Source organism: Duganella zoogloeoides (genome assembly GCF_034479515.1).
Classification (GTDB): Bacteria; Pseudomonadota; Gammaproteobacteria; order Burkholderiales; family Burkholderiaceae_D; genus Rugamonas; species Rugamonas zoogloeoides.
The window spans coordinates 4525779-4548169 of sequence record NZ_CP140152.1 but is presented as its reverse complement, the minus strand read 5'-3'; the positions used below and the strand labels follow the sequence as shown (position 1 = coordinate 4548169).

The window sequence follows — 22391 nt, the reverse complement described above, 5'->3', positions numbered from 1 at the left end:
GGAGGGCGCTTGATTGCGCGCCTCATACTCCTTAGACGCGACCGCCGCCGCGTTTGTGACAGCCTGCTACAAAATAGTTTGCGGCGCGCCGGTCAGCTTGTCGGGATTGCGCACCACCAGCACCGCGGCGATCTTGCCATCCTCGATCACGAACGATTGCGCCGATTCGAGCTTGCCTTCCACGTAGCGCAGCAGGCCCGGCTCGCCATTCACGCGCGCCTGGCGGTAGTCCACCCGCTGCGGGTGCTGGTGCTCCACCGACCAGAACACGCCCGCCACCCGGCCGGCGCCGCGCAGGATGCGCATGAAGGAAAGGATCTTGCCACCGCCGTCGGACACCAGTTGCACGTCGTCGGCCATCATGGCTTTCATGGCGTCGCGGTCGCCTGCCTTGGCGGCCACCATGAAGCGGCCCAGCAGGGCCTGGTGGGTTTGTTTCGGTACGTCAAAGCGCGGCTGTTGCTGCTGCACGCGTTCCTGGGCGCGGTGCACCATCTGCCGGCAGGCGGCTTCGGTCTTGCCCAGCATGGTGGCGATGTCGGCGTAGTCGTGGTCGAACACCTGGCGCATCAGGAAGGCGGCGCGCTCTTCGGGCGACAGGCGCTCGAGCACCCACAGGAACGCCATCGACACATCGCTGGCCATCTCGGCGCTGCTCTCCGGCGTGCGTTCGTCGAGTTCGACGACGGGTTCGGGCAGCCACCAGCCGATGTAGGTGGCGCGCTCGGCCTGCCTGCCGCGCAGGTAGTCGATCGCCAGGCGGGTGGTGGTGGTGACCAGCCAGGCTTCGGGCGACTGGATCGCGGCGTGGTCGCTGCCATGCCAGCGCAGCCAGGCGTCCTGCACCACGTCCTCGGCATCGGCGCGCACGCCCAGCATGCGGTAGGCGATGGCGAACAGGCGCGGGCGCAGGGTGTTGAAGGAGTCGGTCATGGTGTCTGCAAACGTTGTGGGTTTGCATCTAGACGCGCGGAGTGCGCGTTTTGTGACAGCATAACGCAATGCCGGCGGCCGCCGGCATGTCACATGATCACTTGCGGCGGCGGCGGGCGACCATGCCCACCAGGCCCAGCCCGGCCAGCAGCATGGCGTAGGTTTCCGGTTCCGGTACGGTCGTGGCGACGCCGGTACGGTACAAGGTCGCATTGGACAGCGAGGCAAAGCTGGTCGTGAAGGCGTCGATGCCGGTGGTGCCTGCGTCGAAACGATAGAATGCGGTCACGTTGTTGGAACCGTTGACGTTGCCGTAGTGGACGCCAATGATGGTGTCACCATAGAGTTGCTGGCTGAAGTTGATGGTGTTGCCGGTCAGGCTGGAAATCATGTGGCCCGCATCGACTGCCTCGGTCAGGTTCAGGTGCCACGTGCCAAGCGCCGTGTTGACTGCGGCCAGGCTCGGGGCATTGCCGTTGAGGTTGCCACTGTAGAAGCCGAGGCAGGAGGCGCCGGTAATCGAGATATCGCTTGCCGAGCAAGTGGCGATGGTCGGGGTGCCACTGCCGCCACTGCCGCCGCTGCCAGCCGAGTTGCCGTTGCCATTCGCGTTGCCGTTACCGTTACCTGCCGAATTGCCATTGCCATTCGCGTTGCCATTGCCATTCGAGTTGCCATTGCCATTCGCGTTGCCATTGCCATTCGAGTTGCCATTGCCATTCGCATTGCCATGGCCGGCGCCGTTGTTGGCTGGCGCAGCAGTCGCCAGTGCCGTAGCGGCAACGAGCACCACGGTGAATGCGGTACGAACAAGGTTCTTGGCGGGCATGGCTAGTCTCCAGTGAGTTGGCTTGCAGTATGCAACAATTAGATTGCATAGTAACATTTTTAATTTCTAAAAGACACCACATTTGCTAATTTGACACACCCTCACGCGTAGATGGTTGCGTAAATGGGAACCAAAACGGGGTGTGCCCAGTCCAACCCTCTCCGCCGCTGCGAGCCTGAAATTCACTCAGGCTTATACAGGGGGCGGCCGGGGGCTTGCACGACGGGCTCCGGGCGCCCCTGTATGCATTGCTTATCCGCTGTCCGCATAACCTGGCGCGAATTCATTCTTTGGCATGTCTTTCGAATCGCTCTACGCTGGCGACATCATTCAAACGGAGGAGACATGAAGCTCGAAACCCTGGCCGTGCATGGCGGCTATCGTCCAGACCCCACTACCCGTGCAGTTGCCGTGCCCATCTACCAGACCGTGGCTTACGCGTTCGACGATACCCAGCATGGTGCCGACCTGTTCGACTTGAAAGTACCGGGCAATATTTATACGCGCATCATGAACCCCACCCAGGACGTGCTCGAGCAGCGCATGGCCGCCCTCGAGGGTGGCGTGGGGGCGCTGGCGCTGGCATCGGGGCAGGCGGCGGTCACATATGCGATCCAGACCATTGCCGAGGCCGGCGACAACATCGTCTCGGCCTCCACCCTGTACGGCGGCACGTACAACCTGTTCGCGCACACGCTGCCGCAGTTCGGCATCACCACGCGCTTTGCCGATCCGGCCGATCCCGCGTCGTTCGCCGCGCTCATCGACGAACGTACCAAGGCCGTGTTCATCGAATCGATCGGCAACCCGCTGGGCAATATCACCGACATCGAAAAAATCGCCGCCGTGGCGCACCAGCACGGTGTGCCGCTGATCGTCGATAACACGGTGGCCACGCCTTACCTGCTGCGCCCGTTCGAGCATGGCGCCGACATCGTGGTCCATTCGCTCACCAAGTACCTGGGCGGGCATGGCAATTCCATCGGCGGCGTGATCGTCGATTCGGGCAAGTTTCCGTGGGCCGAGCACAAACAGCGTTTCCGCCGCCTCAACGAGCCGGACGTGTCGTACCACGGCGTGGTCTATACCGAGGCGCTGGGGCCGGCGGCGTACATCGGCCGCGCGCGCGTGGTCCCATTGCGCAATACCGGCGCGGCGATCTCGCCGTTCAACGCCTTTTTGATCCTGCAAGGGATCGAGACGCTGGCGCTGCGCATGGACCGCATCACGGAAAATACCCGCACGGTAGCGCAATACCTGCGCCAGCATGGCAAGGTCAAGTGGGTCAATTACGCCGGGCTGGAAGACCATCGCGACCATGCGCTGGCGGTCAAATACCTGGGCGGACGGCCGTCGGGCGTGCTGACCTTCGGCGTCGAGGGCGGGGTGGAAGGCGGGGCGCGCTTCCAGGATGCGTTGCAGCTGTTTACGCGGCTAGTCAATATCGGTGACGCCAAGTCGCTGGCCTGTCACCCGGCGTCCACCACGCACCGCCAGCTCAACGAGGCGGAGCTGGCCAAGGCGGGCGTCACCGTCGATACGGTGCGGCTATCGATCGGCATCGAGCACAGCGACGATCTGCTGGCCGACCTGGAGCAGGCACTGGCCGCAGTTTAGTTTCAGGCGCGCGCCTTGCCCGGCGTTTCTTGGGGTAGCGGCACCGTCATCGCTGCGCCGTCCTTGAAAGTGCAATCGAAAATGTGCGCGCGCGAGGCGGGCGCGGCGATGGAGTACAACTCGTTGTACGGGTTGTCGTCGTCGATGCGCAGGTCGATGCGCACGCCGTCCAGGTGATTATTGGCCTCGATCTCGCGCAGCCGTTCGCGCCGCACATCCACTTCGCGGCTGGTGCGGCCCTGCATGATCGGCCCTTCGAAATACCGGATCAGCGCGCATTCGATGGCGTCCACCCGGTCCTTGAGCAGCATGTCGGCCGCCACCGCGTTCTGGTTCACCGGCTTCTCGCTCGGGTCGCCATCGTCGCACAGTACTTCCACCTGCATGCGTTGCACCAGCAGCAGCAGGTCGTGGTGATCGTTATTGTTGTAGTGGATGCGTTGCACGGCGGACAGGCGCGCGCGTGCCAGGCGGCCGGCCGGGTCCTTGGTTTGCCCCACGTATTGCACCTTGCTGGGAATTTTCAGGCCGTGGTCGTAGCGTTGCAGCACCTCGTGGATCGACAGCGCTTCCACCAGGCCGCCCCAGTTGAGGGTGATGAAGCAGTCGGTCATGGTGACGATCGGCTTCTTGAACGTGGCCGCGAACGGTATTTCCAGGTCCATCTGCACGGTGCCGCGTTTGCCTTCGCTGCCGATCAGGATCGGCACCGTGAGCTTGAGCGAGAAGAACGCCCAGCTGACGCTGCGCTCGTGGTCGAAACGCACGATGGGGCGGTTGATGACAAAATAAATCAGCCGCTTCTCCATGGTCGCCTCGAGATCGAACTGCATGCGGCGCAGCTGGCGACCGATGGGGTCGCGGATGTCGGGCCGCTCGGGGAAGCCGGCAAACAGGTCATACCAATGGTACTTGGCGTCGGATACGGTGACGCGCCAGGTTTGCCGTGCGTTGCTGCGTTTCGGCAGCAGCGGCAACAGGTCGTCGAATGCTTCGGGCGCCGTCAGCAGGTCATGGAACGGCTCCGGCGCATCCTCGGGCGGCAATACCAGTCCCAGTTCTTCCAGCGAGGGCTCTTGATCGTCCTCGCCGGCGACCTGGTCGGGTAAATCGCTCGTCATGTGGATGCTCCAGTGTGTCAGATCAAGCGGGCAGTATAGACCCTGCCGCGAATTGTATCCATCCATTATTTCCGTGAAGAAACTTTAAATGTCACACTTGGGTTCACACCCTGGCGCCCTTGGCAGGTTCAGGAGGTGTCATGCGGGACACAATTACGTCACCGTCGGCGACAAAGCAGCTGAGCAGGTGGCGGGTTGCCGCAGCCACTTGCCCGGAGCCGATTTTGTCATATGCGCCCAGTTCCGGCCACTGTAAATCGATGGTGAACTGCACCAGGTTGTTGGCTTCTTGCACAGCCGTCACGCGTTCGCGCCGCAATTGCCGTTCGTCTTCCTTGCGCGACAGCGGCGCGGTGCCCTCGAAGTAGCGGACCAGGGCCGCTTCCAGCAAGTCCATGCGTTCGCCTTGCAGCACGGCGGCGGCGCGCGGGTGGGCGTTGTGGGGCAGTTCGGCCGGGTCGCCGCTGGCGCAGTTGACCTTGACGTCGAGCTGCTGGACCAGCAGCAGGGTGTCGAGATCTTCCTTGTGCCTGGCGTGCAGCTTTTGCAGCGCGGGGAGATGCGCGCGTGACAGTTGCGCTTCCGGGTCATGGGTCTGGCCCACGTACACCACCTGGCACGGCACCTTGTCCGGGGCATGGGCCAGCAGGATATCGTGGACAGAGAAAGTTTCCACCAGCCCGCCCCAGTTGAGCGTGACGTATTTGGCCGTGAGCTGGACCAGCGGCTTTTTCAGCGTGGCGGCAAACGGCACCGTGAGTTCGAAGGTGATGCTGTCGCGCTTCTGCTCCTGTCCTACGAGCAAGGGCAGGGTCAACTTGAGCGAGAAAAATCCCCAGTGGACGGTTCCGGCAGCGTCGAAGCGCACCGGCGGGCGGGTGAGGGCGAAGAACAGGTGGTGCCTGGAGGCCACCGCGTCGAGCTCGAACTGCATGCGGCGCTGGTAGCGGCCGACCGGATCGTGGATGTCGAGGCGCTCGGGGAAACCGGCGATCAGGTCGTACCAGTGGATCCTGGCATCGGCGACGCTGGCGTACCAGCTTTGCGGGGCGGTATGGCGTTCGGGAATGTACGCCGTGTAATCTGCCATTTGCTCTGCTTGAGGCTGCAGGGTTTGGGCAGCCAGCTCGGGAAGAGTCATGATGTCGAAAGTAGGTTGAAAAGGGTCGCTGAGTAATTGCTATAGAAATAATAAGTAATTCTACGCAGTAATACGGAGGCTACCCCTGCTCTCCTTGCAAATCAACAGTTTTCTACAGAACCGAGCAAATGCGCGGCGGTTACAACGTTTCCTGCATCAGGGCCAGCAATGCCAGCGGGTCGTTCAGCACGCGGTCGGCCTGCCAGTCCAGCGGCTTGTGCGCGCCGCAGTATCCCCAGCCGGCCGCGATGGTCGGCATGCCGGCCGCCTTGCCGGCCTGGATGTCGCGCAGGTCGTCGCCTACGTACCAGCAATCGCGGGGATCGAGGCCCAGGCGCGCGGCGGCTTCGAACAGCGGCGCCGGGTGCGGCTTGGCGTGGGCCGTGGTGTCGCCGGAGATCGAGCAGGCGGCGTGGCCCAGGCCGATCAGTGGCAGCAGCGGGTCGGTAAAGCGCTTCGGTTTGTTGGTCACCACGCCCCATTGCACGCCGGCCGCTTCGATGCCGGCCAGCAGCTCGGGCACGCCGGCAAACAGCGTGCTGTGGTTGGCGATATTGGCTTCGTAGTTGTCGAAGAAGCCGTCGCGCAGTGCCAGGTAGCCATCGTCCTCGGGCGTCATGCCAAAGGCCACGCCAATCATGCCGCGCGCGCCAGCCGACGCGGTGGGGCGCAGCAGTTCGTAGTCGGACGGCTGCAGGCCGCGCGTGGTGCGCAGCAGGTTGACGGCGGCGGCCAGGTCGGGCGCGGTGTCGGCCAGTGTGCCGTCGAGGTCGAACAGGATGGCGCGCGGGGCAGTCAGGGCAGTGGTCATGAGGTCAGTCGAGTGGGCGGGTGGTGGCGATCATGTAGTTGACGCTGGTGTCGTCATTGAGTGAATAGATCTTGGTGAGCGGGTTGTAGCCGAGGCCCTTCATGCCGCGCGTTTCCAGGCCGGCGCTGCGCACGTATTGCGCCAGTTCCGACGGCGTGATGAACTTGTCGTAGTCGTGGGTGCCCTTGGGCAGCATGCGCAGCACGTACTCGGCGCCGATGATGGCAAACAGGTAGGACTTGGGATTGCGGTTGAGCGTGGAAAAGAACACGTGGCCGCCCGGTTTGACCAGCGCGGCGGCAGCGCGCACGATGGCGCCGGGATCGGGCACGTGTTCGAGCATTTCCATGCAGGTGACCACGTCGTACTGGCCCGGTTCCTGCGCGGCCATGTCTTCGGCGGCCACCAGTTTGTAGCGTACTTGCACGCCCGATTCCAGGCTGTGCAGGTCGGCCACTTTCAGCGCTTTTTCACCGAGGTCGATGCCGGTGACGTCGGCGCCCTTGCGCGCCATCGATTCGCTGAGGATGCCGCCGCCGCAACCGATGTCGATCACCTTCTTGCCGGCCAGCGGCACGCGGGCATTGATCCACTCCAGACGCAGCGGATTGATTTCGTGCAGGGGACGGAACTCGGAGGTAGGGTCCCACCAGCGGTGGGCCAGGTCGGAAAATTTTTGCAGTTCTAACGGATCAGCGTTCATGGTGCGGCTTTCATGAAAAGATATCCCGCTATTCTAAAGCAGCAGGCATAAAAAAACCCCGCCGAGGCGGGGTTCGTGCGGCGGGGTGACTCGAAAGCCGTAGCGAGCGGCCCGATATCGTCTTGAGTAGCGGAAGCGTACGGAGGTACGCTGAGCAACGGAGAGGCGATAGCGGGTCGCGCAGTAGGCTTGAGAGTTACCCTTATATTACTTGCTGGTGCCTACGACTTCGATCTCTACGCGACGGTTTTTCGCGCGGCCTTCGGCGGTCTTGTTGTCGGCAACTGGCTGTTTCTCGCCCTTGCCTTCGGTGTACACGCGGGTTGCGTCAACGCCCTTGGAGATGATGTAGGCTTTGACTGCTTCAGCGCGGCGTACCGACAGCTTCTGGTTGTACTCGTCCGAACCAACGGAGTCGGTGTGGCCGACAGCGATGATGACTTCCAGGTTGATGGCGCCCAGTTTCGACGTCACTTCGTCCAGCTTGGCTTTGCCTTCTGGTTTCAGGACCGATTTGTCGAAATCGAAGAACGCGTCAGCTGCGAAGCTCACTTTTTGTGCGGTAGGCACTGGAACTGGTTTCGGTGCTGGGGCTGGCATTGGAGCTGGTGCAGGTGCTGGGGCCACTGGTGGCGGCGGTGCTACGCACTTGCCATTTTCCAGTTTTTCTGGCTCAACGCACAGTGGCAGGTCGCAACCTGGCACGGCATCGGCCGGGGTCCAGTAGCCGGTGCGCCAGCACAGGCCGAACGGATCACGCACGATCACACCGCGTGCATCTTGCACGTAGGCGCTTTTCGGCGTTGCGGCCTTGATGTCCTGGGTAACAGGAGCGTAAGGTGGTGCGGTAGGCGCGGTTTGCGCGAATGCCGAACCTGCAAAGGCAGCCGAGATGGCCAACAACGAAATAAGTTTCTTCATATTTTTCTTCCTTTCGGGGGTGATATCCGCAGAAAAACTGCGCGACGTGCATTACGTGGGCCGGATTTTACCACGCAGGGGCGTCACGCCCGTCTCCCGATTGCGAAACAAGCAATTGACTTCTGATTCATTTTGCCACAATAGATCCTCGTGCGCGAAAGCGGTGCACCTTTGCACCAATTTGCTCACTACCAATATGTTGTTTTGTCGCAACGTGATTGTCGATAATAAATGAGTAATGTGTCATGAATATTACATCGTGTTACAAGCGTGCATCGTGCGCCGACCCGCATAGGCGCTGGCCCCGAGGGCAAATTGTGTTAGTGCCCCTGTCCGCATGTTAAAATCCTACTCTTGCCTGTCCTTATTGAAGGGCAGGGCAACAGTGTAGTAAGTGCGGCATACATTGCTTACAAGATAACCTCACAGTCAAAGATCAGTCGACCCGCCAATGGATCAATTCGCAAAAGAAACAATTCCTATTTCCCTCGAAGAAGAGATGCGCAAGAGCTACCTCGATTACGCCATGAGCGTGATCGTGGGCCGCGCCTTGCCGGACGTGCGCGACGGCTTGAAGCCGGTGCACCGCCGGGTCTTGTTCTCGATGCATGAATCCAATTACGTGTGGAACCGCGCTTACGTCAAGTGCGCGCGCGTGGTCGGCGACACCATGGGTAAGTACCACCCGCACGGCGACGCGTCGATTTACGACACGCTGGTGCGCATGGCGCAGCACTTCTCGCTGCGCTACATGCTGGTCGATGGCCAGGGTAACTTCGGTTCGGTCGATGGCGACGGCGCGGCCGCGATGCGTTACACCGAGTGCCGGCTGGCCAAGATCTCCAGCGAACTGCTGGCCGATATCGACAAAGACACGGTCGACTTCCAGCCCAACTACGACGGCAAGGAAAAAGAGCCGACCGTTCTGCCTACCCGCATCCCCAACCTGCTCATCAACGGCTCGTCCGGTATTGCCGTGGGTATGGCCACCAACATCCCGCCGCACAATCTGCACGAAGTGATTGCCGGCGCGCTGCACGTGCTGCAAAACCCGCAATGCTCGATCGACGAACTGATCGAACTGATCCCGGCGCCGGACTTTCCGACCGGCGGTATCATTTACGGCGTCTCGGGCGTGCGCGACGGTTACCGCACCGGCCGTGGCCGCGTGGTCATGCGCGCCAAGACTCACTACGAGGAATACGGCAAGGACGGCGGCCGCACCGCGATCATCGTCGACGAGCTGCCGTACCAGGTCAACAAGAAGTCGCTGCTGGAGCGCATCGCCGAAAACGTGCGCGACAAGAAGCTCGAAGGCATTTCCGACATCCGCGACGAGTCCGACAAATCGGGCATGCGGGTGGTGATCGAGCTGAAACGCGGCGAAGTACCGGAAGTCGTCCTGAACAACCTGTACAAGCAGACCCAGTTGCAGGATACGTTCGGCATGAACATGGTGGCGCTGGTCGACGGCCAGCCGCGCCTGCTGAACCTGAAGGAAATGCTGCAGTGCTTCCTGTCGCACCGCCGCGAAGTGGTCACGCGCCGCACCGTGTTCGAACTGCGCAAGGCGCGCGAACGCGGTCACGTGCTCGAGGGTCTGGCCGTGGCTCTGGCCAACATCGACGACTTCATCGCCCTGATCAAGGCAGCGCCAACGCCGCCGGTGGCCAAGGCGGCCCTGATGGACCGTTCGTGGGATTCGTCCATCGTGCGCGAAATGTTGGCCCGTACCGGCGAAGGCGATACCGTGGGCGGCATCGAAGCATTCCGTCCCGAGCACCTGCCCAAGCACTACGGCATCCAGGCCGACGGCATGTACCGTTTGTCCGACGACCAGGCGCAGGAAATCCTGCAAATGCGTTTGCAACGCCTGACCGGTCTGGAACAGGACAAGATCGTCAACGAGTACAAGGACGTGATGGCCGAAATCGCCGACCTGCTGGACATCCTGTCCAAGCCATCGCGCGTGACCACCATCATCACCGACGAGATGACCAGCGTGGTCACCGAATTCGGCGATCCTGCCAAGGACCCGCGTCGTTCGAGCATCGAACACAATGCCAGCGACCTCAATACCGAGGACCTGATCACGCCGCAAGACATGGTGGTCACCCTGTCGCACACCGGTTACATGAAGGCGCAGCCGATTTCCGAGTACCGTTCGCAAAAACGCGGCGGTCGCGGCAAGCAGGCCATGGCGACCAAGGAAGAAGACTGGATCGACCAGCTGTTCATCGCCAACACGCACGATTACATCCTGTGCTTCTCCAACCGTGGCCGCATGTACTGGCTCAAGGTCTGGGAAGTGCCGCAAGGCTCGCGCAACTCGCGCGGCAAGCCTATCGTGAACATGTTCCCGCTGGCCGATAACGAGAAGATCACCGTGATCCTGCCGCTGTCGGGCGAAAACCGCACCTTCCCCGAAGACCATTACGTGTTCATGTCCACCAGCCTGGGCACCGTGAAAAAGACGCCGCTGAAAGACTTCAGCAACCCGCGCAAGGCCGGCATCATTGCCGTGGACCTCGACGAAGGCGACTTCCTGATCGGCGCTGCACTGACCGACGGCGAACACGATGTGATGCTGTTCTCGGATTCCGGCAAGGCCGTGCGCTTCGACGAAAACGACGTGCGTCCGATGGGCCGCAATGCCCGTGGCGTGCGCGGCATGAACCTCGATGAAGGCCAGCGCGTGATCGCGCTGCTCGTCGCCGAGAACGAGCAGCAGTCGGTGCTGACCGCCACCGAGAACGGCTACGGCAAGCGTACCCCGATCACCGAGTACACGCGCCATGGCCGTGGGACCAAGGGCATGATCGCGATCCAGACCTCCGAGCGTAACGGCCGCGTGGTGGCCGCCACCCTGGTGGAGCCGACCGACGAGATCATGCTGATCACCACCGGCGGCGTGCTGATTCGCACCCGCGTGGCGGAGATCCGCGAAATGGGCCGCGCCACGCAAGGCGTGACCCTGATCGCGGTGGAAGACGGCACCAAGCTGTCCGGCTTGCAGCGCGTGGTGGAAACCGACATCGACGAAGTGGAACTCGAGCCTGGCCCGGACGGCAAGCCAGTGGTAGCGGCTGCCCCCGCAGTTGCTGACGCTGACGGCGCCGACGCCACCGATGCCGGTGACGACAAGCCTGCCGACGACGTTCAGCCGGAGTAATTCGCAGCATCGGTCCGGACCCCAGTCCGGGCGCCACGGGGCCAGGTTATTGTGAGCAGCAGTGCGACAATAGACTGGCCCTGTTTTTTTAGGGACTCCCTATATTGATCACCAAGGAACGCAACGTGACTCACATCTATAACTTCTCCGCCGGCCCTGCCGTCCTGCCCAAGGAAGTGCTGGCGCAAGCGGCTGCCGAAATGCTGGACTGGCATGGCAGCGGCATGTCGGTGATGGAGATGAGCCACCGCGGACCGGAGTTTATTTCGATTTACAAGGCGGCCGAGCGCGACCTGCGCGAGCTGCTGGCAGTACCGGACAATTACAAGATCTTGTTCATGCAGGGCGGGGGTTTGTCCCAGAATGCCCTGATTCCGTTGAACCTGGTGGGCCACAAGCCGCAGCCAGCAACCATCGATTTCATCCACACCGGTTCGTGGTCGGGCAAATCCATCAAGGAAGCCGCCAAGTACGCCAATGTCAACATCGCCGCGTCGTCCATGACGTCGGTGCCGCCGCAGGCCGAGTGGAAGCTCACGCCCGGCGCGGCCTATCTGCACATGTGCACCAACGAGACCATCGACGGCGTGGAGTTCGACTTCGACGCCGGCGTGCCGCAGCCGCAGGATGGCGTGCTGTTCGTGGCCGACATGTCGTCGCACATCCTGTCGCGCGTGATCGACGTGGCCAAATACGGCGTGATCTTCGCCGGGGCGCAAAAGAACATCGGCCCGGCCGGATTGACCATCGTCATCGTGCGCGACGACCTGCTGGGCAAGGCGCTGCCGGCCTGCCCGTCGGCGTTCGACTTCAAGCTGGTGGCCGACAACGACTCCATGTATAACACGCCGCCTACCTACGGCATCTATATTGCCGGCCTGGTGTTCCAGTGGCTGAAAAAGAACGGCGGCGTGGCAGCGATGGAACAGCGCAATATCGCCAAGGCCAAACTGCTGTACGCGGCGCTCGACGCCGACGATTTTTACCAGACCCGCGTGCAAGCGGGCAGCCGCTCGCGCATGAACATTCCCTTCTACCTGAAGGACGAGAGCCGGAACGACGAATTCCTGGCCGGCGCCAAGGCGCGCGGCCTGCTGCAACTGAAGGGCCACAAGTCCGTCGGCGGCATGCGCGCATCGATCTACAACGCCATGCCCATCGAAGGGGTGCAAGCCCTAGTGGACTACCTGAACGAATTCGCCGGCCGAACCGCTGGTTAACATCATGAACGACAAACTCAAACCCCTGCGCGAACAGATCGATGCGATCGACGCGCAAATCCTCGACCTGCTGAACCGCCGCGCCCAGGTGGCGCAGGAAGTCGGCCACGTCAAGGCCGAAACCAACGCCCCCGTGTTCCGTCCCGAGCGCGAAGCGCAAGTGCTGCGCGGCGTGGCCGACCGCAACCCGGGCCCGATGGGCAACGCCGAGATGCAGACCATCTTCCGCGAAATCATGTCCGCCTGCCGCTCGCTGGAAAAGCGCGTCACCGTCGCCTTCCTCGGACCGGCCGGCACCTACAGCGAACAGGCCGTGTACCAGCAGTTCGGCACCGCCGTCGATGTGCTGGCCTGCGCTTCGATCGACGAAGTGTTTCGCGCCACCGAGGCCGGTACAGCGGACTTCGGCGTGGTCCCGGTGGAGAATTCCACCGAGGGCGCCATCGGCCGCACGCTCGACCTGCTGCTCAACACCCCGCTGACGATCAGCGGAGAAGTGGCCATCGCCGTGCGTCACAGCCTGCTCACCGGCACCGGCAACATGGATGGCGTGACCGCCATCTGCGCCCATGCCCAGGCGCTGGCGCAGTGCCAGATCTGGCTGAACAACAATTATCCGGAAATCGAGCGCCGCGCCGTATCGTCCAACGCCGAGGCGGCGCGCATGGCGCGCGACGACCACTCGGTGGCGGCCATAGCCGGCGAGCGCGCCGGCGTGCGCTACAGCCTGGGCACGGTCAAGGCCAATATCCAGGACGACCCGCACAACCGCACCCGCTTTGCCGTGATCGGCACGCTGCGCACCGGCCCGTCCGGCATCGACCGCACGTCGATGGCGCTGGCCGCGCCGCACAAGGCCGGTTCCGTCTATCGCCTGCTCGGATCGCTGGCGCAGAACGGCGTGTCGATGACGCGCTTCGAATCGCGCCCGGCCCGCAACGGCAACTGGGAATACTATTTTTACGTGGACGTCGAAGGCCATATCGAAAACCCCGCCGTGGCCAAGGCGCTGGAAGAATTGCAGGGCAATGCCGCCTTCTTCAAGGTGCTCGGCTCCTACCCGGTGAGCCTCACTTAATTACAACGAGAGACAACCATGACCAAGAATTTCGGGCCGGAGTATGTCCGCGCCATCGCCCCTTACCAAGCCGGCAAACCGATCGCTGAAGTCGCGCGGGAATTCGGTTTGCAGGAAGACGCCATCGTCAAGCTGGCCTCCAACGAAAATCCGTTCGGCGTGCCGGAATCGGCCAGGGCCGCCATGGGCGCCGCTGCGGCCGAACTGGGACGCTATCCCGATGCCAACGGCTTCGACCTGAAGGCCGCGCTGTCCACGCGCTACAACGTGCCGGCCGACTGGATCACGCTCGGTAACGGCAGCAACGACATCCTGGAAATCGCCGCCCACGCATTCGTCGAGCGCGGCCAGGCGGTCGTGTATTCGCAGTATTCGTTCGCGGTGTACGCGCTGGCCACGCAGGGCGTTGGCGCGCGCCACATCGTGGTGCCGGCCAAGGCCCACGGCCACGACCTCGACGCCATGCTGGCAGCGATCGAAGAAGATACGCGCCTGGTCTTCATCGCCAACCCGAATAACCCGACCGGCACCTTCATCCCCGCCGCCGAGATCGAGGCGTTCCTGCAAAAAGTGCCGGCCAACGTGGTGGTGGTACTGGACGAAGCGTACAACGAATTCCTGGCGCAGGAACACCAGTTCGAGTCCGCCGACTGGGTGAAAAAATATCCGAACCTGCTGGTCTCACGCACCTTCTCCAAGGCTTACGGCCTGGCCGGTTTGCGCGTGGGCTTTGCCGTCGCCCAGCCAGCGCTGACCGACCTGATGAACCGCATCCGCCAGCCGTTCAACGTCAACTCGCTGGCGCAGGCTGCCGCCATCGCCGCGCTGAACGACAAGGAATTTTTGGCCAGGAGCGCCACCAACAACGCCGCCGGCTACCGGCAGTTCATCGAAGCGTTCGAGCAGCTTGGCCTCGAATACGTGCCGTCGTACGGCAACTTCGTGCTGGTCAAGGTGGGCAGCGACGACGGCGCCGGCGCGCGTGTCAACCTGTCGCTGCTCAAGCAGGGCGTGATCGTGCGTCCGGTCGGCAACTACGGCTTGCCTGAGTGGCTGCGCATTTCGATCGGCCTGCCGCAGGAAAATGCGGTGCTGATCGCAGCGCTGACCAAGGCGCTGGCCGAGGGCTGAGATGGCGTCCACGGCATTCAAGAAGATCGTCATTTTCGGCGTGGGCCTGATCGGCGGCTCGTTCGCGCGGTCGCTGAAAAAAGCCGGCATGGTGGCGACAGTCGTGGGCATGGGCCGCTCGCAAGCGTCGATGCAGCGTGCTTTGGAGCTGGGCATCATCGACGTCATCGGCAGCGACATGGCTGAAGCGCTGGCCGGCGCCGACCTGGTGCTGCTGGCGGCGCCGGTGGCCCAGACCGGCGCGATCCTGGCGGCGCTGGCGCCGCACCTGCAACCGGGCACCGTGGTGACCGACGCCGGCAGCACCAAGTCGGACGTGGTGGCTGCCGCGCGCAGTGCCTTGGCAGGGAAGGTGGCGCAGTTCGTGCCCGGTCATCCCATCGCCGGGCGCGAAAGCTATGGCCCGGAAGCGGCGATCGACGACCTGTACGTCGGCAAGAAGGTCGTGCTGACGGCGCTGGCCGAGAACGACGCGTTTGATGTGGAACGGGTAGCGGCGGCATGGCGCGCGTGCGGGGCGATCATCCATCGCCTGTCGCCAGAAGAACACGACAAGGTGTTTGCGGCCGTGAGCCACTTGCCGCACCTGCTGGCGTATGCGCTGGTCGATGATATCGCCAGGAAGCCCCATGCCGACCTGCTGTTTCAGTATGCAGCGAGCGGCTTCCGCGATTTCACGAGGATCGCGGGATCGTCGCCGGAAATGTGGCGCGACATCAGCCTGGCCAACCAGGCCGCGCTGCTGACCGAGCTCGATGCGTACATGGCGCAGCTGGCTGCGTTGCGCGCGCAACTGGCGGCCGGCGACGGCGCGGGGCTGGAACACGTGTACGGCAACGCCCAGAGGGCAAGACACCAATGGATTACCGCGATTGAAACGGCGGAAACGCCGCAGTCGCAGGATAAAGCAGAATAAAGCGAAGCAGCAGGAGCGCGCCACCGGAACGGCCCGATACCGCTAAGCCGTGCCAAGGGCACGGACTGACGGCCGCAACGACTGCTTATTAAAGGAATACATATGAACCACGACTACATCGACCTGCAACCGGTCCAACACGTACAAGGCACCGTGCGGCTGCCGGGCTCCAAGTCCATCTCCAACCGCATCCTGCTGTTGTCGGCCCTGTCGCAGGGTGACGTCCAGATCGTCGACCTGCTGGCCTCCGACGACACCGCTGTCATGCTGGCAGCCCTGCGCTCGCTGGGCGTGGAATGGACCGAAGAGCAAACTGCCACCGGCACCATCCACCACGTCAAGGGCGTGGCAGGCGTGTTGCCGAACCAATCGGCCGACCTGTTCATGGGCAACGCCGGCACCGCGATCCGTCCGCTGACCGCCGCGCTGGCCGTGATCGGCGGCGACTATACGCTGCATGGCGTGCCGCGCATGCACGAGCGCCCGATCGGCGACCTGGTCGATGCGCTGAACGCCGCCGGCACCAACGTCGAATACACGGGCAACCCCGGCTATCCGCCGCTGCACATCAAGCAGGGCAAGATCCACGCGCAGCGCCTGGCGGTGCGCGGCGACGTCTCGAGCCAGTTTTTGACGGCGCTGCTGATGGTCGCGCCGCTGATGGCGCGCGACCATGCGATCACCATCGACGTGATCGGCGAACTGATTTCCAAGCCGTATATCGAAATCACCTTGAACCTGGTGCGCCGCTTCGGCGTGCAGGTGGCGCAGGACGGCTGGTCGTCGTTTACCATCGAGCCGGGCCAGGTGTACCAGTCGCCGGGCACCATCCACGTCGAGGGCGATGCGTCGTCGGCGTCGTATTTTCTTGCGGCCGGCGCGATTGGCGGCGGACCGGTGCGGGTGGAGGGCGTGGGCCGGCAGAGCATCCAGGGTGACGTGCGCTTTGCCGCCGCGCTCGAGCAGATGGGCGCGACCATCGTCATGGGTGACAACTGGATCGAGGCCAGCAGCAATGGCCTATTGAAAGCCATTGACGCCGACTTCAACCACATTCCCGACGCGGCCATGACGATCGCGACTGCCGCCCTGTATGCGGACGGCACCAGCACCTTGCGCAATATCGCCAGCTGGCGCGTAAAGGAAACCGACCGCATCGCCGCCATGGCTACCGAGCTGCGCAAGCTGGGAGCCGTGGTGGAAGAGGGCGCCGATTACCTGACAGTGACGCCGCCAGCCGTCCTCGCTCCTGCTACTATCGATACCTACGACGATCACCGCATGGCGATGTGCTTCTCGCTGGCATCGCTCGACGGCGCCGCGCGCAAGGGCACCACCGTGCGCATCAACGATCCCAAGTGCGTCGGCAAAACTTTCCCTGAATATTTCGCTGCGTTTGCGGCGATTGCAAAATAGTAAATACATGCCAACATCCCAGATTCCAGTCATCACCATCGACGGGCCCACCGCATCCGGCAAGGGTACTGTCGCACATCGCGTTGCCGATAAGCTCGGCTTCCATTACCTGGATTCGGGCGCGCTCTATCGCCTGACGGCGTTGTCCGCGCTGCGGCGCGACACCGACCTGGCCGACGAGCACGCACTGGCCAAGCTGGCCGAGCATCTGCAATGCAGCTTCCAGGGCGAGCACATCCTGCTGGGCCACGAGGATGTGAGCGACGCCATCCGCGCCGAGGTGGTGGGCAATACGGCGTCGAAGATTGCCACTTTCCCGGCCGTGCGCCATGCGCTGGTGGGCCTGCAACTGGGTTTCCGCAAGGCGCCGGGCGTGGTGGCGGACGGGCGTGACATGGGTTCGGTGATCTTCCCGCATGCACCGCTCAAGGTGTTTTTGACAGCAAGTGTTGCGGCACGGGCCGAACGTCGCTACAAGCAATTGATCGCCAAGGGAATTTCTGCTAAGATGGAAGACCTGCTGATGGATTTGCAGGCGCGGGACGACCGGGATACGAACCGGGCCATCGCGCCACTGGTCCCTGCCGAAGGTGCGCATGTGCTGGAAACATCGAACATGGCTGCTGACGAAGCGGTCGCGCAGGTGTTGCAGTGGTATGCCGCCGTAGGCAAATGAGTGGGCAGAAGCATTAAGTAGTATGTTTTTGGTAAGGTGTCTGGCCGCTTTGCGGCCTAGACGTGTTTCAACCCTAACCCAACTGAAGTCGCATATCGCGAGCCTTGTTGGCAAACCTGGAAGTTACAATGTCTAATATGGAAAGTTTTGCAGCCCTCTTCGAAGAATCCCTGTCGCGTCAAGACATGCGTTCGGGCGAAGTGATCTCGGCTGAAGTCGTTCGTCTGGATCACAACTTCGTGATCGTGAACGCCGGCCTGAAATCGGAAGCATTCATCCCTGTTGAAGAATTCAAGAATGACCAAGGCGAACTGGAAGTCAAAGTAGGCGACTTCGTTTCCGTGGCCATCGAATCGCTGGAAAATGGTTTCGGCGATACCATCCTGTCGCGCGACAAAGCCAAGCGTCTGGCTTCGTGGCTGGCACTGGAAAAAGCCATGGAGTCGGGCGAGATCGTCGTCGGCACCGTGAACGGTAAAGTCAAAGGCGGCCTGACCGTCCTGACCAACGGCATCCGCGCATTCCTGCCGGGTTCGCTGGTTGACACCCGTCCAGTCAAGGACACCACCCCATTCGAAGGCAAAACCCTCGAATTCAAAGTTATCAAACTGGACCGCAAGCGTAACAACGTGGTTCTGTCGCGTCGCGCCGTCATCGAAGCTTCGATGGGCGAAGAGCGTCAGAAACTGATGGAAACGCTGAAAGAAGGCACGGTCGTGACCGGCGTTGTGAAAAACATCACCGACTACGGCGCGTTCGTGGACCTGGGCGGCATCGACGGCCTGCTGCACATCACCGACCTGGCATGGCGTCGCGTGCGTCACCCATCGGAAGTGCTGACCGTTGGTCAAGAGATCACCGCCAAAGTCCTGAAATACGATCAAGAGAAAAACCGTGTTTCGCTGGGCGTGAAACAACTGGGCGACGATCCTTGGACCGGTCTGTCCCGTCGTTACCCACAAGGCACCCGTCTGTTCGGTAAAGTAACGAACCTGACCGACTACGGCGCGTTCGTTGAAGTGGAACAAGGTATCGAAGGCCTGGTACACGTTTCCGAAATGGACTGGACCAACAAGAACGTCGCTCCAAACAAAGTTGTCCAACTGGGCGACGAAGTAGAAGTGATGGTTCTGGAAATCGACGAAGAGCGTCGTCGTATTTCGCTGGGCATGAAACAGTGCAAAGCCAACCCATGGGACGACTTCGGTGTTACCCACAAGAAGGGTGACAAAGTCCGCGGCGCGATCAAATCGATCACCGACTTCGGCGTGTTCATCGGCCTGGCTGGCAACATCGACGGCCTGGTACACCTGTCCGACCTGTCGTGGACCGAGTCCGGCGAAGAAGCCGTACGCAAGTTCAAGAAAGGTGACGAACTGGAAGCCATCGTTCTGGCCATCGACGTTGAGCGCGAGCGCGTTTCCCTGGGCGTCAAGCAACTGGAAGGCGACCCGTTCAACAACTTCGCAGCCATGAACGACAAAGGTTCGCTGGTTAACGGTACCGTTAAATCGGTTGAGCCTAAAGGCGCCGTGATCCAGCTGTCGGAAGAAGTCGAAGGCTACCTGCGCGCTTCGGAAATCTCGCGTGACCGCGTGGAAGATGCTGGCACCCACCTGAAAGTCGGCGACGCCGTCGAAGCTCTGGTGATCAACATCGACCGTAAAGCACGTTCGATCCAGCTGTCGATCAAAGCGAAAGACAACGCAGAAACCGCAGAAGCGATGAAGTCGATGGCTTCGGACAGCAGCGCAGCGTCGGGCACCACCAGCCTGGGCGCACTGCTGAAAGCCAAGTTCGATAACAAGAACTAAGTAACACTGAACCAGTCGATGACTAAGTCCGAACTCATCAACCGCCTGGCTGAGCGTTATTCTCAGCTGGTGGCCAAAGATGCGGAGTACGCGGTCAAGACCATTCTTGATGCGATGACCAACGCCCTGGCGACCGGTCAACGCATCGAGATCCGTGGTTTTGGCAGCTTTGCCCTCAACAGCCGGCCGCCACGCATCGGGCGTAACCCCAAGTCGGGTGACAAGGTGATGGTGCCTGAAAAACGGGTACCCCACTTCAAACCCGGCAAGCAGTTGCGCGAGCGGGTCGACGCGATGGTCGGGCAGCCGATCATCGAGGACTGAGGTTGTGACGGTTTAAATGAAAAAGCGGCGTCCTCGGATGCCGCTTTTTTTTTAGCGGTTCTAATGCCATACTGGCGCTCTTGGAAAATCCGATCAGGAATCAGGCTGATGAAATTTGTATCCACCCTCGTTGGACTCGTTCTATTCGTCCTGTTTTTTGGCTTCGCCCTGAAAAATACGCAGGAAGTCGATCTGCACCTGTTTCTCCACTATGAGCTGCGCGGCCCGCTGGTGCTGATGCTGCTCGGGTGTTTCGTGGCCGGCGCCGTGCTTGGCGTGCTGGCGCTCACGCCCACGGTGTTTCGCTATCGCCGCGAAACCAATAAACACAAATCCACCATCACGACGATGCAAACGACGGCGCAGCGGGCCAATGCCCAGCCGCAGCCCGACAGCGTCCTCGCTCCCTGAGTTGTACCTCCTTCGTCTCACGCAAAGAATAAAGCATGGAATTTGAACTCTTCTGGTTGCTGGGTATCCCGGTCTTCTTCGGCCTTGGCTGGCTGGCGGCGCGGGTCGATATCCGTCAATTGATGGCCGAATCGCGCACCCTGCCGCGCGGTTACTTCAAGGGCCTGAACCTGCTGCTCAACGACCAGCCGGACAAGGCGATCGACGCCTTTATCGAGATCGTGCGGCTGGACCCGGAATCGGCCGACATGCACTTCGCGCTCGGTAACCTGTTCCGCCGCCGTGGCGAGACCGAGCGCGCCATCCGCGTGCACCAGAATCTGCTGGCGCGCCCTGACCTGCCGCAGGAGCAGAAGGAACACGCCGAGTACGAACTCGGTGTCGATTACCTGAAAGCGGGCCTGCTCGACCGCGCCGAGGAAACCTTCAACCGCCTGATCGACGGCCAGTACGGCGCCCAGGCGCGCCGCCAGTTGCTGGAGATCTTCCAGCGCGAAAAAGAGTGGCCTCGCGCGATCGAAGCGGCCATGGGCCTGCAGGAATCGGGCGCCGGTTCGCGTCAAAAGGAAATCGCGCAGTTCTACTGCGAGATGGCGCAGGACGCGCTGGTGCACCTGCACGTGGACCAGGCCGAGGAACTGCTCGACAAGTCGCTGGCGGCCGACCGTAACAACGTGCGCGCCACGCTGCTCACCGGCGACGCCCAGCTGGCCAAGGGCGACGTCGAAGGCGCGCTGCTGACCTGGCGCCGCGTGGAGCAGATCAGCGTGCCGCACACGGCGCTGGTGGCCCAGCGCATGATGGACGGCTACCGCAAGGTGGGCCGGCCGCAGGAAGGCGTCAACCTCTTGAAATCGTACCTGGAGCAGGCGTCGTCGATCGACCTGCTCGAAGTGGTGTACAAGGAAGTGATGGAGCTGCACGGCGTGGCCGAGGCCAAGGAGCTGGTGGTCAACGAGCTGCGTCGTACGCCGACCCTGCTGGGGCTTGATCGCCTGCTGGAAGCGCGACTGGTCGATGCACCGGCGTCGATCGTCTCCGAGCTGTCGATGGTGAAGAACCTGGTGCACGGCTACACGCAAAAGCTGGCGCGTTACCAGTGCAGCCATTGCGGCTTCAAGGCGCGCCAGTTCTACTGGCAGTGCCCCGGTTGCAGCCGCTGGGAGACCTACCCGCCGCGCCGCACCGAAGAACTCAACGTGATGAACTAAGATGGCCAACGACCTGACGACTTATACCGCACCGGACCTGACCCCGGTGCGCATCTTGATCGTGGGCGACGTCATGCTGGACCGCTACTGGTTCGGCGACGTCAACCGCATTTCGCCGGAAGCGCCGGTGCCGATCGTGCGCGTCAGCCAGCGCGAAGCGCGCCTGGGCGGCGCCGCCAACGTGGCGCGCAATGCCGCCGCGATGGGCGCGCACACGGCCTTGCTGGGCGTGGTGGGCGCCGACGAGGCGGGCAACGAAGTGGAACAGATGCTCGAGAGCGGCGGCATCCACAGCTACCTGCAGCGCGATGACGCGATTTCCACCATCGTCAAGCTGCGCGTGATCGGCCGCCAGCAGCAAATGGTGCGTATCGACTTCGAGGAAGCGCCCACCGACACGGTGCTGCGCGACAAGCTCGAACAATTCAAGACCCTGCTGCCTGACTACGACGTGATCGTGCTGTCGGACTACGCCAAGGGCAGCCTGGTGGCCGTGGCCGACATGATCGCCTCGGCGCGCGCCGCCGGCAAGGTGGTGATGGTCGATCCGAAAGGCGATGATTTTTCGCGCTACGCGGGCGCCACCGTGCTGACGCCAAACAAATCGGAAATGCGCCAGATCGTCGGCACCTGGGCCAGCGAAGAACAGCTGACCGCCAAGGCCCAGCAACTGCGCGCCGACCTGCGCCTGGACGCCTTGCTGCTCACCCGTTCGGAAGAGGGCATGACGCTGTACACGGACGGCGGGCAATACCACATGCCGGCCGCCGCGCGCGAAGTGTTCGACGTCTCGGGCGCGGGCGACACCGTGATCGCCACCATGGCCTGCATGCTGGGTGCGGGCGCCGGCTGGAACGAGGCGGTGCAGACGGCCAATCGCGCCGGCGGCATCGTGGTGGGCAAGCTGGGCACGGCGACGGTGACGCGCGAAGAGCTTTTCGGCTGA

At 62.4% G+C, this 22391-nt stretch carries 20 protein-coding genes; 13 read left to right on the top strand and 7 right to left on the bottom strand.

Annotated elements, in window-relative coordinates:
* Nucleotides 1-66: 66 nt before the first annotated feature.
* The gene (locus tag SR858_RS20085; protein WP_019921766.1) at nucleotides 67-933 is read right to left on the bottom strand and encodes an RNA polymerase sigma-70 factor; all 867 of its coding nucleotides are present in this window, start codon (nucleotides 931-933) and stop codon (nucleotides 67-69) included.
* Between the two features lie 97 nt (nucleotides 934-1030).
* Entirely contained in the window at nucleotides 1031-1762 is a 732-nt protein-coding gene (locus SR858_RS20080; protein ID WP_019921767.1) for a PEP-CTERM sorting domain-containing protein, read from the bottom strand.
* 345 nt (nucleotides 1763-2107) lie between these two features.
* Between SR858_RS20080 and SR858_RS20075 the strand changes: the two genes are divergently transcribed.
* Nucleotides 2108-3379, top strand: a complete 1272-nt coding sequence (locus SR858_RS20075; RefSeq protein WP_019921768.1) for an O-acetylhomoserine aminocarboxypropyltransferase/cysteine synthase family protein — start codon at nucleotides 2108-2110, stop codon at nucleotides 3377-3379.
* Nucleotides 3380-3381: 2 nt separating this feature from the next.
* On the opposite strand, the gene SR858_RS20070 is transcribed toward SR858_RS20075, so the two are convergent.
* From SR858_RS20070 to ompA, 5 genes are all read right to left on the bottom strand, one after another.
* The gene (locus SR858_RS20070) at nucleotides 3382-4500 is read right to left on the bottom strand and encodes a hypothetical protein (RefSeq protein ID WP_019921769.1); all 1119 of its coding nucleotides are present in this window, start codon (nucleotides 4498-4500) and stop codon (nucleotides 3382-3384) included.
* A 103-nt stretch (nucleotides 4501-4603) separates the two neighbouring features.
* Nucleotides 4604-5590: a hypothetical protein gene (locus SR858_RS20065; protein WP_019921770.1), complete on the bottom strand. Its 987-nt coding sequence runs from the start codon at nucleotides 5588-5590 to the stop codon at nucleotides 4604-4606.
* A 190-nt stretch (nucleotides 5591-5780) separates the two neighbouring features.
* A complete protein-coding gene (locus SR858_RS20060) occupies nucleotides 5781-6452 on the bottom strand; it encodes an HAD family hydrolase (protein ID WP_019921771.1) in 672 nt (223 codons plus the stop codon).
* A gap of 4 nt (nucleotides 6453-6456) precedes the next feature.
* Nucleotides 6457-7155, bottom strand: a complete 699-nt coding sequence (gene ubiG / locus SR858_RS20055) for a bifunctional 2-polyprenyl-6-hydroxyphenol methylase/3-demethylubiquinol 3-O-methyltransferase UbiG (protein ID WP_019921772.1) — start codon at nucleotides 7153-7155, stop codon at nucleotides 6457-6459.
* Nucleotides 7156-7362: 207 nt separating this feature from the next.
* On the bottom strand, nucleotides 7363-8076 hold the full coding sequence (gene ompA / locus SR858_RS20050; protein ID WP_019921773.1) for an outer membrane protein OmpA: 714 nt from the start codon (nucleotides 8074-8076) through the stop codon (nucleotides 7363-7365).
* A gap of 451 nt (nucleotides 8077-8527) precedes the next feature.
* Between ompA and gyrA the strand changes: the two genes are divergently transcribed.
* From gyrA to rfaE1, 12 genes are all read left to right on the top strand, one after another.
* The gene (gene gyrA, locus SR858_RS20045; protein ID WP_026637271.1) at nucleotides 8528-11248 is read left to right on the top strand and encodes a DNA gyrase subunit A; all 2721 of its coding nucleotides are present in this window, start codon (nucleotides 8528-8530) and stop codon (nucleotides 11246-11248) included.
* Between the two features lie 125 nt (nucleotides 11249-11373).
* On the top strand, nucleotides 11374-12468 hold the full coding sequence (gene serC, locus SR858_RS20040) for a 3-phosphoserine/phosphohydroxythreonine transaminase (protein WP_040377787.1): 1095 nt from the start codon (nucleotides 11374-11376) through the stop codon (nucleotides 12466-12468).
* Nucleotides 12469-12472: 4 nt separating this feature from the next.
* Entirely contained in the window at nucleotides 12473-13546 is a 1074-nt protein-coding gene (gene pheA / locus SR858_RS20035; protein ID WP_019921776.1) for a prephenate dehydratase, read from the top strand.
* Nucleotides 13547-13564: 18 nt separating this feature from the next.
* Nucleotides 13565-14677 carry a histidinol-phosphate transaminase gene (gene hisC, locus SR858_RS20030; RefSeq protein WP_019921777.1) on the top strand — a complete coding sequence of 371 codons (1113 nt, stop codon included), beginning with the start codon at nucleotides 13565-13567 and terminating at the stop codon, nucleotides 14675-14677.
* Nucleotide 14678: 1 nt separating this feature from the next.
* Nucleotides 14679-15593, top strand: coding sequence for a prephenate dehydrogenase (locus SR858_RS20025; RefSeq protein WP_019921778.1), 915 nt, complete (start codon nucleotides 14679-14681; stop codon nucleotides 15591-15593).
* Nucleotides 15594-15695: 102 nt separating this feature from the next.
* Complete coding sequence (aroA, locus tag SR858_RS20020) at nucleotides 15696-17009, top strand: 3-phosphoshikimate 1-carboxyvinyltransferase (protein WP_019921779.1); 1314 nt, start codon at nucleotides 15696-15698, stop codon at nucleotides 17007-17009.
* Nucleotides 17010-17016: 7 nt separating this feature from the next.
* Complete coding sequence (gene cmk, locus SR858_RS20015; protein WP_019921780.1) at nucleotides 17017-17685, top strand: (d)CMP kinase; 669 nt, start codon at nucleotides 17017-17019, stop codon at nucleotides 17683-17685.
* 137 nt (nucleotides 17686-17822) lie between these two features.
* A complete protein-coding gene (gene rpsA / locus SR858_RS20010) occupies nucleotides 17823-19499 on the top strand; it encodes a 30S ribosomal protein S1 (protein ID WP_019921781.1) in 1677 nt (558 codons plus the stop codon).
* Nucleotides 19500-19517: 18 nt separating this feature from the next.
* On the top strand, nucleotides 19518-19823 hold the full coding sequence (locus tag SR858_RS20005; protein ID WP_008446215.1) for an integration host factor subunit beta: 306 nt from the start codon (nucleotides 19518-19520) through the stop codon (nucleotides 19821-19823).
* A gap of 108 nt (nucleotides 19824-19931) precedes the next feature.
* Complete coding sequence (locus tag SR858_RS20000; protein ID WP_019921782.1) at nucleotides 19932-20234, top strand: LapA family protein; 303 nt, start codon at nucleotides 19932-19934, stop codon at nucleotides 20232-20234.
* 35 nt (nucleotides 20235-20269) lie between these two features.
* Nucleotides 20270-21445 carry a lipopolysaccharide assembly protein LapB gene (gene lapB / locus SR858_RS19995; RefSeq protein WP_019921783.1) on the top strand — a complete coding sequence of 392 codons (1176 nt, stop codon included), beginning with the start codon at nucleotides 20270-20272 and terminating at the stop codon, nucleotides 21443-21445.
* Between the two features lies 1 nt (nucleotide 21446).
* Nucleotides 21447-22391, top strand: coding sequence for a D-glycero-beta-D-manno-heptose-7-phosphate kinase (gene rfaE1 / locus SR858_RS19990; RefSeq protein WP_019921784.1), 945 nt, complete (start codon nucleotides 21447-21449; stop codon nucleotides 22389-22391).